Source organism: Streptomyces xingningensis (assembly GCF_054957865.1).
The window spans coordinates 15,297-28,345 of sequence record NZ_JBDJPF010000074.1 but is presented as its reverse complement, the minus strand read 5'-3'; the positions used below and the strand labels follow the sequence as shown (position 1 = coordinate 28,345).

13 protein-coding genes are annotated in these 13,049 nt (G+C 70.6%); 5 read left to right on the top strand and 8 right to left on the bottom strand.

Going from position 1 to position 13,049, the window contains the following annotated elements; translation table 11 throughout:
• Window positions 1-320 precede the first annotated feature (320 nt).
• Window positions 321-1,043 (bottom strand): CBS domain-containing protein, encoded by a 723-nt coding sequence (locus ABCR83_RS28455; RefSeq protein ID WP_462698090.1) that lies wholly within the window; start codon window positions 1,041-1,043, stop codon window positions 321-323.
• Entirely contained in the window at window positions 1,040-1,957 is a 918-nt protein-coding gene (locus tag ABCR83_RS28450) for a universal stress protein (protein ID WP_462698089.1), read from the bottom strand. Before ABCR83_RS28450 ends, ABCR83_RS28455 begins: the two co-directional genes overlap by 4 nt.
• A 212-nt stretch (window positions 1,958-2,169) precedes the next feature.
• On the opposite strand from ABCR83_RS28450, the gene ABCR83_RS28445 reads away from it, so the two are divergent.
• The 3 genes from ABCR83_RS28445 (at window position 2,170) to ABCR83_RS28435 (ending at window position 3,783) form a co-directional block, all read left to right on the top strand.
• Window positions 2,170-3,054, top strand: a complete 885-nt coding sequence (locus ABCR83_RS28445; protein ID WP_462698088.1) for a universal stress protein — start codon at window positions 2,170-2,172, stop codon at window positions 3,052-3,054.
• A gap of 322 nt (window positions 3,055-3,376) precedes the next feature.
• Window positions 3,377-3,631 (top strand): oleate hydratase, encoded by a 255-nt coding sequence (locus tag ABCR83_RS28440; RefSeq protein ID WP_462698087.1) that lies wholly within the window; start codon window positions 3,377-3,379, stop codon window positions 3,629-3,631.
• Window positions 3,562-3,783 (top strand): oleate hydratase, encoded by a 222-nt coding sequence (locus ABCR83_RS28435; protein ID WP_462698091.1) that lies wholly within the window; start codon window positions 3,562-3,564, stop codon window positions 3,781-3,783. Before ABCR83_RS28440 ends, ABCR83_RS28435 begins: the two co-directional genes overlap by 70 nt.
• On the opposite strand, the gene ABCR83_RS28430 is transcribed toward ABCR83_RS28435, so the two are convergent.
• Window positions 3,743-4,516, bottom strand: coding sequence for an FUSC family protein (locus ABCR83_RS28430; protein ID WP_462698086.1), 774 nt, complete (start codon window positions 4,514-4,516; stop codon window positions 3,743-3,745). The genes ABCR83_RS28435 and ABCR83_RS28430 overlap by 41 nt on opposite strands.
• A gap of 613 nt (window positions 4,517-5,129) precedes the next feature.
• Between ABCR83_RS28430 and ABCR83_RS28425 the strand changes: the two genes are divergently transcribed.
• Together ABCR83_RS28425 and ABCR83_RS28420 are read left to right on the top strand one after the other, a co-directional pair.
• Window positions 5,130-5,855: a response regulator gene (locus ABCR83_RS28425; RefSeq protein ID WP_462698085.1), complete on the top strand. Its 726-nt coding sequence runs from the start codon at window positions 5,130-5,132 to the stop codon at window positions 5,853-5,855.
• Between the two features lie 49 nt (window positions 5,856-5,904).
• The gene (locus ABCR83_RS28420) at window positions 5,905-6,912 is read left to right on the top strand and encodes a 2-hydroxyacid dehydrogenase (protein ID WP_462698084.1); all 1,008 of its coding nucleotides are present in this window, start codon (window positions 5,905-5,907) and stop codon (window positions 6,910-6,912) included.
• 30 nt (window positions 6,913-6,942) lie between these two features.
• On the opposite strand, the gene ABCR83_RS28415 is transcribed toward ABCR83_RS28420, so the two are convergent.
• From ABCR83_RS28415 to ABCR83_RS28395, 5 genes are all read right to left on the bottom strand, one after another.
• The gene (locus ABCR83_RS28415) at window positions 6,943-8,661 is read right to left on the bottom strand and encodes a sensor histidine kinase (protein ID WP_462698083.1); all 1,719 of its coding nucleotides are present in this window, start codon (window positions 8,659-8,661) and stop codon (window positions 6,943-6,945) included.
• 126 nt (window positions 8,662-8,787) lie between these two features.
• Window positions 8,788-9,825 carry a hydrogenase expression/formation protein HypE gene (gene hypE / locus ABCR83_RS28410; RefSeq protein ID WP_462698082.1) on the bottom strand — a complete coding sequence of 346 codons (1,038 nt, stop codon included), beginning with the start codon at window positions 9,823-9,825 and terminating at the stop codon, window positions 8,788-8,790.
• Window positions 9,822-10,937, bottom strand: coding sequence for a hydrogenase formation protein HypD (gene hypD / locus ABCR83_RS28405; protein WP_462698081.1), 1,116 nt, complete (start codon window positions 10,935-10,937; stop codon window positions 9,822-9,824). The genes hypE and hypD overlap by 4 nt, the downstream gene beginning before the upstream one ends.
• Before the next feature lie 10 nt (window positions 10,938-10,947).
• Window positions 10,948-12,270, bottom strand: a complete 1,323-nt coding sequence (locus ABCR83_RS28400) for a Ni/Fe hydrogenase subunit alpha (protein WP_462698080.1) — start codon at window positions 12,268-12,270, stop codon at window positions 10,948-10,950.
• Window positions 12,267-13,049 carry an NADH-quinone oxidoreductase subunit B family protein gene (locus ABCR83_RS28395; protein ID WP_462698079.1) on the bottom strand — a complete coding sequence of 261 codons (783 nt, stop codon included), beginning with the start codon at window positions 13,047-13,049 and terminating at the stop codon, window positions 12,267-12,269. Before ABCR83_RS28395 ends, ABCR83_RS28400 begins: the two co-directional genes overlap by 4 nt.

Here is a 13,049-nt window from a genome sequence, read left to right as displayed (position 1 = left end):
CCCCCCCCCCCCCCCCCCCCCCCCCCCCCCTTTTTTAAGCCCCCGCCCCCCCCCGATAACAACCCCCCCCCCAACCCTTTTCCCCCCCCCCCCGAAATAAAGAAGGGCGGGCGCCGCCCGGCGCCCCCCCGCGCGGGGGGTTTGCCCGGGCGGCACACCGGCGCCCCCCCAAACTGCCCCCCCCCGGGCCCCCCCCCCGGGGGGGGGGGGGTGGGGCGCCCGGGGTTCGGGGGGGGGGGGGGGCCCCGGGGGGGGGGGGGGCCCCCCCCCGCCACCGTCAGCCTCAAGTCCCGGACGGACCGAGCCTTTCGGCCGTACCGTCAGAGCTTGCGCAGCCATTCCTCGGAGATCCCGTGCAGGGCCTGTTCGGCAGGCCGCAGGTGGGAGTCGTCCTCGCGGTAGCGGAGCTTGTCCACCACCCCTACGACACCGTCGACCTGCCTCGTGAGGCGGGTGGCGATCGCGATCTCGCTGCGCCGCTGGAGCGTGCCCGACAGCGTCACGATGCCGTCTTGTACCTCGACGCCGACCAAGTGCGGGGCGAGCCACAGCGCGTGTACGACGACCTCGTCGATCACTTCGGCGCGGATGTCCGCGTCCGGGCGCCGGAGGGCACTGAGCAGGTCTCCGCGGGTGACGATGCCCATGAGCCGGCCTTCGTCGTCGACCACGGGCAGGCGCTCGACACGGTGATCGGCCATCGTCCTGGCGCCATCGACAACGGTGTGCTTCGGCCCAATGGTGACGGCGGGTGAGGTCATCAGTGTTCCTGCCGTACGAGCACTGCTCCTGGCCGGACCGTGGCGGAGCTTCTCCGTCAGCCTCCGGTGCCACGGGGCCCGTTCGGCGTCTCCATCCGCCGCCTGCCGCGACACCAGGTCGGTTTCGGACACCACGCCCATCACCGTGCCGTCGGCACCGACGACGGGGACTCCGCTGATACCGTGCCGTGCCAGCGTCACCGCGACCTCCTTGAGCGGGGTCCACGGTTCCACGGTGACAACATCGGTGGTCATGACCTGGCTGATCAGCTGGTGTTTCATGGTCGGTCTCCTTTGCGAGCAGACGTCACGGGGGTCGGAACCAGGGCCACCGGGCAATGCGCGTGGTGCAGCAGCGCATGCGTGACCGGCCCCAGTTGCAGGCCGAGTCGGTGGTCGCGGCGGTGGGCGGCGAGAACCACGACGTCCGCCTGCCGACTCGCCTCGATCAGGGCATGACCGGCCCCCAGGCACATGGCCACGGTGCGGACCTCCACCCCCGGGTACTCGTCCCGCAACGGGGCGACCGCGTACTCCGGGACGGCCTCGGCCGACTTCGTCAGCAGGCGCACGTCGTCCCACAGCAGGCGTACCGGAGGCTGCATGGTGGGCGAAGCCGGGTACTGCCAGGCATGCAGCACCCACAGATCCGCCTCGCGCCTGACGGCCTCCTCGAAGCCGAAGCGCAGCGCGTCCACGTCCATGTCCGACCTCAGTCCGACTAGCACAGTCCCGCGCGCCTTTCGTACGCCGTCGCGGACGACCAGCAGGGGGCTGCTGCTGTGCGCCGCCACCCTCAGGGCCACCGAGCCCAGCAGCAGCCCGGCGAATCCGCCGTGGCCGCGAGTGCCGACCACGGTCAGGGAGGCGGTGCGCCCCGACCGGACCAGCGCGGGGGCCGCAGATTCGGTGGTCATGGTCGGCACCACGGACATGCCCGGAGCGCGTGTGCGGGCCCGCGCGACGGCCCGGTCCACGACGGCCTGGGCTGTTGTGTACAGGGTCTGGCCGTCCCCGCTCTTCATCGCGGATTCGGGGACCAGGTTCCGGCCCCAGGGCCACCCGCACAGGATCTCCAGCTCGGCGTCGCGTCGTACGGATTCGTCGACCGCCTGGTCCAGAGCATGCACGGCGGGTTCGGAACCGTCGAAGCCGACCAGCACCCGGCCGTGCCGGGCGGTTTCGGTCCGGGACATAAGCTCTCCTCGAGCGTGAGGCGTTCAGCCCGACGTCCGGCCCGGCTGAACTTCCGGAAAATATCGGCGAGTTGCACCATCAGGCTCTTCCGGATACGCCGTCGCCCCCAGGGGCCGGATGGGACCGGACGAGGGCCGAGGGTCCCTCGGAAGAAGCCCGACCGCCTCTCCCCCGCACTCGGCGATCCGATGGAGCGTGAGGTGACCGACGCATGCGGCACGCATGCCAGACGCATACGCTCCGAGAGGCGGTGAACACGGTGGACCTTCCCGTCGTCGTGGGAACCGATGGCTCCGGCTCGAGCCTTGAGGCTGTGGACTGGGCCGCTGACACGGCATTCCGGCACGACCTGCCGCTGAGGATCATCCACGCCCGTTCGAAGGACTCCCGCCAGAGGCGTTCCCCGTCCCTGGCCGAGGCCCTCTGCGACACCGCGGCCGAACGCGCTGCCCTGCGCTCGTCGCAACTGAAGGTGACGGCCGAACTCATCTCCGAGGAGCCAGTGGTGGCTCTTGTGGAGGCCTCGCACAGCGCCTGCATGGTCGTGGTCGGACAGCACGGACATCGCGAGCCGGGTTCACTGCTGCTCGGCTCCGTGAGCGCGAGGGTTGTCGGCCATGCAGGCTGTCCTGCCGTCGTGGTGCGCGGCCGACGCCGCAACGTCCACGGCCGGACACACCGGATCACCGTGGGGATCGGCCGGCAGTATCCCGAGGCTGAGGCGGTTTCCTTCGCATTCGACGAAGCGGAGCTGAGGCGATGCGAGGTGGAGGCGGTCTTCGCGTGGCACGGCACGGACAACGATCTCCTCGAACGGCAACGGCCGTTCAACGGGCTATGGGAAGACCGGACGCTCCGGACACGCATGGTGGACGAGGCGCTGCGCTCCGCGATCGGTGCGCACCCGGAGGTGCCGCTGCTGGATCACCCGGTGGTGGGGTCCGCGCACGCAGCGTTGCTGCGCGCCTCCGCGGACACCGACCTGCTGGTGGTCGGAGCGCCACCGCACGGCTCCCCGGGCCCTCTCCGGGGGATGCGCAATCTCGCCCTGCTGCAGCGTGCGCTGTGCCCGGTCGCGGTTGTGCCGCACTCCTGAGCGCGTTCGAAGCCGTCAGGGCCAGGCCCCGGCCCATTCGTCTCCTGGCGATGCGGGTGGACAGGGCGTTGTCTGGCAGCGGAAAGGGAGGAGGGAGGAGCGCTATGAGTGCCGAGACCCCGAGTCGGGCGCTGTGGGCGGTGCCGACCGTGCACGAGGAAGCCCCTTCACTTGACAGGCTCGACGTGGCGTTCATCGCCGGGGAGTCGTATCGGATCTCCCTGCGTGGGCACGAATTCGCCGTGGATCAGCCTGTCGACGCCGGAGGTGACGATCTCGCTCCGGTGCATTCGCTCGGGCCGCCGGGCCGGAGGAGAAACCCATGGCCACGACGACATCACCGGCAAACTTCCACCTCGTCGGCAGCGGCATCGCGTCCCTGTCCGCCGCGGTGTTCCTCATCCGTGACGCTGGTGTCGATGGCGCGGCCATCAGAATCCTCGAGGAGCACACCACGAGCGGTGGCGCACTCGACGCCTCCGGCGCTTCGCCCGGGAGCTTCCGCGCATCCACACCCTGGCCGGGGTCCGGAGCACCCGCCTCAACCAGTACGACTCGATCGTCCGGCCGACCGTGAAGTGGCTGTCGGACCACGGGGTGACCATCGAGTACAGCACCAGGGTCACCGACGTCGGCTTCACCGGGGACGGCAACAGCGGCGGCCGACGGGCCACAAGCCTGGACGTCTTCACCGAAACCCAACGGACCTCGATCGCCCCGCCCGGTTGACACCCGTCCAGGCAATGATCAACGACCGCCTTTCCACGAGGGCTTCCCGGACAGGGGAGAGAAACCCGCCCTCGCCCGCCCGGGGGACGGAGGACAGGGGGCGAGTGTGTCTCAACGCCCCGGCCAGTGCGTGGAGTTCCGCGGCCACTGTCCGGACTGCGATGGGGTCGGGCGGTGGAACGCTGCTGTCCAGATGGACAGCCAGGCCGGTCACGACGGTGGCTGTGCGGGCGGTGTGCGCGACGACAGCGGCAAGGGCCCTGGTGCGGGGGCGGACTGGGGGCTCGGCGAGCATCTGGTCCAGTACGGCGTGGGCGTGGCTGACCTCTGTGTGCACGGCGCGGCGTCGTCGGGCGCGTTCGGTGGTGCCGACCTCCTGGATCCGGGGCAGCAGCAGGAGGTAGCCGGCGATGGCGTCGTACGCGTCCGCGGTGGCCGTCCGCAGTTCGAGGTCCCGGTGCTTGGGCCAGAGCAGGTATCCGAAGACGAGCACGATGGCGCAGCCGATGGCGGTCTCCTGCATGCGCACGGGTACCAGCTCCGGCAGGCCCGCATGGGTGAGCCGTTCGGTGAGCAGGAGGATGGCGGTGGTCAGGAAGCAGGTCTGCCAGGCGTAGTTGCGGATCACGCCCAGAGACAGGCAGGCGCCGAGGGCGGCCAGGACCGCCGCGTCGGACCAGCCGCGCGGCAGCCCGGCGATGACGCAGGGAACCCGCGTAACAGCCAGCGGCATTGCCGAACGGCATCGGGCCCATACGCACCAGCCGCTTACGGTACGGACCACCCTGATCGGCGAGGATCGCCGGGAACGCCCCGAACGCGACGAGCGTGCCCACCTCACCCCGCCCGCACAGCAGCCCGACAGCGACCGGGCCCGCCAGCCCGACCGCCGCCCGGGCCATCGCGGCACGGCTCGGCGCATCCCTGCCGGAACGGACGGCACGCACCAGCCAGCCGGACATGGGGTGCTTCGCCCGCAGCCCGCTCACGGATCCGCACCTCGCGCGGCATCGCCGACCGCCACGCACAGGACAGGGAACGCGGTCACGGCGAACAATCCCGCCTCCGTGGATGAGCAGCCGACCGAACTACCCGGCCCGAATACCTCGACCATGGAACCCGCGAGCGCCTCACCACCACCACGGATACTCCGATGGAGTGGCCGACCGCGATTGCACGGTATGCGGTCTGCTCGAGACGGGGGAAAGCCCCGCCAACGCCTCTGGCAGACACCCATGGGGCGGGTCGTCACGCTTTTGGGCCGTTCGGCCCATGGCGGGAGACCAAACCGCGCGATCATGCTCATAGCAGCGCAGCAATGCGCCGACCAGCCACAGGGAGCCATCGTGGAGCAGCCAGGAGCGTACTCGCCGGAGCGGCCGATCCGGGTGTTCCTGCTGGACGACCACGAGGTCGTCCGGCGGGGCATTCACGATCTGCTGGACGCCGAGGACAACATCTCGGTCGTCGGCGAGGCCGGGACCATCGACCACGCCCTCGCCCGGGGGCCGGCCCTGCGCCCCGATGTGGCGGTGCTGGATGTGCGGCTGCCCGATGGCGACGGCATCACGGTCTGCCGCGAGCTGCGCTCCCGCATGCCGGACCTGGCCTGTCTGATGTTGACCTCGTTCGACGACGACGATGCCCTGCTCGACGCGATCATGGCAGGTGCGGCCGGGTACGTCCTCAAGCAGATCAAGGGCTCCGACCTGGTCACGGCCATCCGCACGGTCGCCTCCGGCCAGTCCATGCTCGACCCCGCCACCACCGCCCGGCTGATGAGCAGCCTGCGCGGTGGGGAGGAGGCCGAGCCCGAGGATGAGCGCCTGGCCGGTCTGTCCCCGCGCGAACACGAGATCCTCGCCCTCATTGGTGACGGGCTCACCAACCGTCAGATCGGCAAGCAGCTGTTCCTGTCGGAGAAGACGGTCAAGAACCACATCTCACGGCTGCTGGCCAAGCTCGGCGTGGAGCGGCGTATCCAGGCGGCCGTGATCGCCACCGAGGCGGCGCGGCCGGGCACCGGGGCGGAGCAGCACGGGGACCACCACGAGCAGCACGGCCGTCGCTGAGCGCCCAGGCGCCCCGCGGCGCGTACGGCGGCAAGGAGATCGAAGACCGATGACGGACATCGTCGCGTACGGGGTGACCACCGACGAACGGCCCCTGCTGGAGCAGACGCTCGGCGGGCACCACAACCTGCGGTGCCTGGATCTTGTCCTCAACCGGGACACCGCGGCGACCGCGGCCGGCTGCCAAGTCGTCTGCAGCAGCGTCAATGACGTCCTGGACGAGGACGTCCTGCGTGCGCTCGCCGGCGGCGGCACCCAGCTGATCACCCAGCGGGCCACCGGTTACAACAACATCGATCTGCGGGCAGCACGGGAGTTGGGCCTGTCGGTGGCCCGGGTGTCGTCCTACTCCCCCTACTCCGTCGCGGAGTTCGCCTGGGCGCTGGCCCTGGCGGTCAACCGCAGGGTTCCCCGGGCCGTCGGCCGCACCCGCGACTTCGACTTCCGGCTCAACGGCCTGATGGGGCGCGACTTCCACGGCCGGACCGCCGGCGTACTCGGCACCGGGAAGATCGGCACCGCCTTCGCCCGTATCGCGGCGGGCTTCGGCATGCGTCTGCTCGGCCACGACGTCGTCCAGAACGCCGAGTGTCTGGCCCTGGGGATGGAGTACGTCGGCCGTGACCGGCTGTTCGCCGAGTCCGACCTGATCAGCCTGCACGCGCCGCTCGTACCCGAGACCCACCACATCGTCGACGCCACCGCACTGGACGTCATGAAGGACGACGCGATCCTGATCAACACCAGCCGCGGTGGCCTGCTCGACGCCCATGCCCTCGTGGAGACCCTGCGGAAGGGGAGGCTCGACGGCGTGGGCCTGGACGTGTACGAGGAGGAAGCCGGCGTCTTCTTCTTCGACAAGTCCCTCGAGGTGATGACGGACGACACCCTCGCCCGGCTGATGACCTTCAGCAACGTTCTGATCAGCTCTCACCAGGCGTACTTCACCCAGGACGCGGTCGGCCAGATCGTGGAGACCACGGCGAGGAACATCGCCGACCACCTCGCCGGCCGGACCAGCGACAGCACCCTCGTCCCACCGTCCGCACCACGGTGATCACCGAGTGCGGAGCGGGCCTGGCCGTCCTCAGCTCGTGCCCAGTGGAATCCGCCAGGTCAGGGTCGTGCCACCGCCGGACGGAACCCCCAGGCGGAGCTCCCCACCACGGCGTTCGGCTCGCTCCGCGAGGTTGCGCAGGCCGCTGCGACGCCCGCCCTCGGGGATACCGACGCCGTTGTCGGTGACGGTCAGCACCAGATCCCGGCCGTCGTTGACAACGGAGACATCCACGGTGCCCGCGTGCGCGTGCCGGATGACATTGGCCAGAGCCTCACCCAGCACGGCCACCACGTCGTCGACGACCGGGCGGGGGACCTGGGTGTCGAGCAGCCCTTCCATGCGCAGGCTCGGCGCGAAACCGAGAGGTCCGCCGGCTTCCGCGACGGTCTGGACCACTCGGGTGCGCAGACCGTGCTGCGGCGCCGTCTCACGCGATCGCAGCCCGAAGATCGTCGAACGAATGATCTTGATGGTCTCGTCCAGGTCGTTCACCGCACGCCGGACACGCTCGGACGCCTCCGCGTGGTCGATGAACCGGTCGGCACTCTGCAGCGTCATCCCCGTGGCGAACAGCCGCTGGATCGCCAGGTCGTGCAGGTCACGGGCGATACGGTCGCGATCCTCCAGCAAGGCGAGCTGCTCGGCGTCCGCGCGACGCTCGGCCAGTTCCATGGCCAGGGCCGCCTGCACCGCAAAGTTGAGCAGCGGTTCGATCTCCTCTTCGGAGAACTCCGGCCGTCCCCGGCCTCGGACCAGCAACAGGACTCCCCGCACGCCCTCGTCCGTCTTGATCGGCACCGCCGCCGCCGGCCCCGGACCCGCGAGGTGCTCGGGCAACACGGAGACTCCCGTGTCCTCGTCGGCATCGCGGCTGCACGCAGGCTCGCCCGCGGTGAAGGCCGCTCCCACCAGGGTGCCTTCGACAGGCAGGACCAGGCCATGCAGATCGTCGGCCCACGCCCCGATGGCGACTTCGACGGTCAGCGCGTTGCCTTCGGGCAACGGCGACGCGTAGCTGGCCAGCTCAGCGCCGGTGATCTCCCTCGCCCGGGCGGTGATCACAGCACTGACATCCGCCCCCGGGGCACCGGACATCAGGCTCGTGGTCACCTCGGCACCGGCTCGCGACCATCGTTCGCGCTGCGTGGACTCCTCGTACAGCCGCGCGTTGTCGATGGCCACACCGGCCGCTACGGCGAGCGTGGAGAGCACCGCCTCGTCCTCGGCCTGGAAGTCCGCACCGCCGCGCTTCTCGGTGAGGTAGAGGTTGCCGAACACCTGGTCGCCCACGCGAATGGGGACTCCCAAAAAACCGTGCATCGGCGGGTGGTTCGGCGGGAAGCCGTACGAGGCGGGGTGCTCGGAGAGCTTGGTCAGCCGCAGCGGTTCCGGGTGGCGGATCAGTTCCCCGAGGATGCCGTGCCCCGAAGGGAACGGCCCGATGGCCTCGATCTGCTCGTCGGTCAGCCCCACGACGAGGAACTGCGAGAGGCTGCCTCCGTCCGGGCCGATCACTCCCAGGGCGCCGTACCGGGCGTCCACGAGCACCACGGCCGACTCGATGATGCGGCGCAGCACATGCTCCAGATCCAGCCCACGCCCTACCGAGAGCACCGCCTCCAGCAGGCTGTGCACCCGGTCCCTGGTGCCACGCGCCGCGTCCAGCCGGGCCTGCAACTCGCCGAGCAGCTCATCCAGCCTGAGCTGCGGCAACCGCACCGGGCTCTCCTCGTCGCCCTCCAACACCCCTCCTTTCCTTCCGGAAGCGGCCGGGAGCGAACAGCGTTCTCCTGTTCCGAGGCCGCCGCAACGACCCGCACACGACAGGCGCGTCCAGCCGCCTCCCGACGGGATGAATCTACCGTCCCACGGTCAGCAGATGCGCGGCAGCTGTTCGCCGATAGGCATGTCCACGACGCGGCGAGCCCCTACCGTCGTCCGCATCACGACACGGCCGGGATGCCCGTCGGCCGGCAGTACATCTCCGATCCGCACCGCTCCGCCGCCTTCCGGCAGGGAGCGCAACGCCGCCAAGGCCTCGTCCGCCGTATCGGGGGACACGAAGGCGACCAGGCAGCCTTCGTTGGCGACATGCAGCGGGTCGAGGCCGAGGATGTCGCAGGCCGCGGCGACCGGTTCCGGTACTGGGACGGCTCCCTCGTCGATGTCGACGGCCACGCCGGAGTCACGCGCGATCTCGTTGAGCGCTGCGGCGAGCCCGCCGCGGGTGGGGTCCCGCAAGGTGTGAATCCGATGGCCGAAGCCGGAGAGCGCCGCGACCAGCCGGTGCAGCGGGCGGGTGTCGGAGGCGATATCGGCTTCGAACCCGAGTCCCTCGCGCGTGCTGAGTACGGCGGTGCCATGGAGGCCGATGGGCCCGGACAGCAGCACTGCGTCCCCGGGGCGGGCGCCGGCCGCGGATACCGAGAGGCCGGGCAGGCGCTTGCCGATGCCGGTCGTGGTGATGAAGATCTTGTCGGCCGCACCCCGGCCGACGACCTTGGTGTCGCCCGTGACCACGGGCACACCCGCCTCCTGAGCGGCCTTGCCCAGCGAGCCGAGCACCGCCTCCAGGACCGCGACCTCCAGCCCCTCCTCCAGGAGCAGCGCCACGCACAGGGCGACGGGCTGGGCGCCGCGCATCGCCAGGTCGTTGACGGTACCGTGGACGGCGAGCGATCCGATGTCGCCGCCGGGGAAGAACAGCGGGCTGACGACGAAGCCGTCTGTGCTCACCACCAGCTCCCGCTCTCCCGGCACCAGCGCGGCGTCCTCCATCGGACCCTCCCGGCCGCCGAGGGCGGGGAGGACGAGAGACTCCAGCAGCTCCTCGGTAAGCCTCCCGCCGGCCCCGTGGCCGAGCAGGACACGTTCGTTCTCCGCGTAGGGGACAGGGCATTCGATGGTCATGAAGGGGCGCCTTTCACAGGGGCGTTGGCGGCTCGTCCGGCGGCGTGGAAGGCCGCGCAGGTGCCCTCGGCCGACACCATGGGTGCGCCGAGGGGGTTCCGGGGGGTGCAGCGGGTTCCGTAGGCGGTGCAGTCGGTGGGCAGCCGGGCGCCGGTGAGGATGGCTCCGGCGATGCACTCGGGGTGTTCGGCGGAGTGCAGGGTGTCGACGTCGAAGCGCCGCGCCGCGTCGAACGCGGCGAACTCCGGGCGGAGTTCGAGTCCGCTGTGCGGCAGCTCGCCCACGCCCCGCCATGCCCGGTCGGTGATCCTGAAGACGCGCGAGACTGCGGACTGTGCCTCGTTGTTGCCGCTCCGGCGCACGGCCCGTACGTACTGGTTCTCGACCTCGGCGCGGCCTTCCTCCAGCTGCCGGACGGCCATCAGGATGCCCTCCAGCAGGTCGAGGGGCTCGAATCCGGTGACCACGATCGGGACCTCGTACTGGGCGACGATGGGCTCGTACTGTGTCCACCCCATGACCGCGCACACGTGGCCGGCCGCGAGGAACGCCTGGACCTCGCATTCCGGCGAGTCCAGTAGGGCCGTCATGGCAGGGGGGACGAGGACGTGGCTGACCAGCATGCTGAAGTTCCGCAGCCCGAGGCGGGCGGCGTGCAGGACGGCCATGGCGTTGGCCGGGGCGGTGGTCTCGAAGCCGACGGCGAGGAAGACGACCTCGTTGCCGGGATGTTGCTCGGCCAGCCGCACCGCGTCCATGGGCGAGTAGACGACGCGGACGTCCGCGCCGCGGGCCCGGAGAGCGAGCAGGTCGGTGGACGAGCCGGGGACGCGGAGCATGTCGCCGAAGCTGGTGAGGATCACGCCGGGCCGGGCGGCGATGGCCATGGCACGGTCCAGGGTTTCGAGCGGGGTGACGCAGACCGGGCAGCCGGGGCCGTGCACCATGCGCATGCCGGCGGGTAGCAGTTCGTCGATGCCCTGGCGGACGAGGGTGTGAGTCTGGCCCCCGCAGACCTCCATGATCTGCCAGGGGCGGGTGGCGGTGCGGTGCAGTTCGTCCAGCAGGCGGCGGGCGAGCTGCGGGTCGCGATATTCATCGAGATATTTCACGCGGCTTTCCTCACGCTCGTTCGACGGTCAGGTCGAGGAAGTGGGCCGAACAGGAGATGCAGGGGTCGTGGTTGCGGATGGCCCGTTCGCACAGGCGGGTCAGCTCGGCGTCGGTGGCGTCGCCCCGGGTGAGTTCGTCCTGCACGAGCCGGCGCAGGTCCTCCTCGATGGCACCCTGGTTCTGTGACGTGGGAGGGACGAGGCGGGCGTCGGTGACGAGCCCCTCGTGGTCGAGGACGTAGCGGTGGTAGAGGGTGCCGCGCGGGGCTTCGGTGGCCCCGTGGCCGATGCCCGCCCGCGGTGGTACGTCCACGGCCGGGCACGGCGGAGGCTCGTATTCCTCGATCAGGCGCAGGGCTTCCTCGACCGCGTAGAGGACTTCGACGGCCCGGACGATGATGCTGCGGAAGGGGTTGCGGCACACGCCGTTCAGCCCTGCGGCGCGGGCGACTTCCTGGACGGAGGGCGGAAGCAGGTGGCCGCTGATCGCGTACCGGGCCAGAGAGCCGGTCAGGTGCCGCCGACCGTCGAGCCGTGCCTGGAGCGCTGTGGAGTGCGGTACTTGCCCCTCCACGACGTGGTCGGTGAAGTCCCGTACCGGGAAGGTGCGCGGCTCGCGCCCGTCTCCGTAGGGCAGGACCGTGGGTGTGCCGCCATCGATGGCATAGGTGCCGGGCCGGGCGAGTGCCAGCAGGTCGGCTTCGCATTCCGCGTCGGGGAAGTCGAAGCCCGCGACCCAGTGGACGGTCTCCCGCGCGTCCTCGCGAGCCTGCCGGAGCCGCTCGGCCAGCGGGCGCAGCTCCGCGCGCGTCGGGGCGCGGTGGAAGCCTCCGACGCGGACGTTGACGGGATGGATGGCACGGCCGCCGAGGAGTTCCATGATGGCGTTGCCGGCCTGCTTCAGCCGCAGACCCCGTTCGACATGAGCACGGTGGTCGCGGGCGAGGTCGATGGCGCTGGCGTGGCCGAGGAAGTCGGGCGCGTGGAGCAGGTAGATGTGCAGGGTCTGGCTCTCGATCCACTCGCCGCAGTAGAGCAGGCGGCGCAGTGCGGCGAGTTGGCCGTCGACGGTGACGGCGCAGGCGTCCTCGATGGCCCGGCAGGCGCTCATCTGGTAGGCGACCGGGCAGATGCCGCAGACCCGGGAGGTGATGTCGGGTGGTTCGGTGTGCCGTCGGCCGCGGAGGAAGGCTTCGAAGAAGCGGGGCGGTTCGTAGATGTTCAGCTGTGCCTCGGTGACCGTTCCGTCGTCGATGCGCAGGCGCAGGGCTCCTTCGCCCTCGACGCGGGCGAGTGAGCCGACGTGCAGAACGCGTGATCCGCGGTGCGTCATGTCGCATCGTTCTCCGGCTCGATGGCGGCGAACGCGGTGACGTTGAAGGTGTGCAGGATGCGCCGTACGTCGTCGTCGCTCATGCCGTCGCTGCGCAGCAGGGGGATCATCGCCGGCATGTTCGTCGATCCGGAGGGGCCGAAGCAGCCGTAGCAGCCGCGCCCGTAGGCGGGGCAGATGGCGCCGCACCCGGCGTGGGTGACCGGGCCCAGGCAGGGTGTGCCGTGGGCGACGGTGACGCACACCGTCCCGCGTCGCTTGCAGGCGAAGCACACGCTGTGGTTGGGGATGTCGGGCCTGCGTTCGGAGAGGTAGGCGGTGATGACTTCCAGGAGCTGTCCGCGGTCGATGGGGCAGCCGCGCAGTTCGAAGTCGACCGGGACGTGTGCGGAGATGGGGGTGGAGGTGGCGAGGGTGTCGATGTAGTCGGGTCTGGCGTAGACGATTTCGCGGTACTCGGCGACGTCGGCGAAGTTGCGCAGCGCCTGGACGCCGCCGGCGGTGGCGCAGGCGCCGATGGTGACGAGACGGCGGGACTCGGCGCGGATGCGGCGGATGCGTTCGGCGTCCTCGGCCGTGGTGACGGAGCCCTCGACGAGCGAGAGGTCGTAGGGGCCCGGCTGTACGTCGCTGGACGCCTCCAGGAAGTGGACGATCTCCACTTCGTCGGCGAGCCCGAGCAGTTCGTCCTCGCAGTCGAGGAGGGTGAGCTGGCAGCCGTCGCAGGAGGCGAACTTGAAGACGCCGAGCCGGGGCCGGGTGCTGTCCGGGGCGGTCAT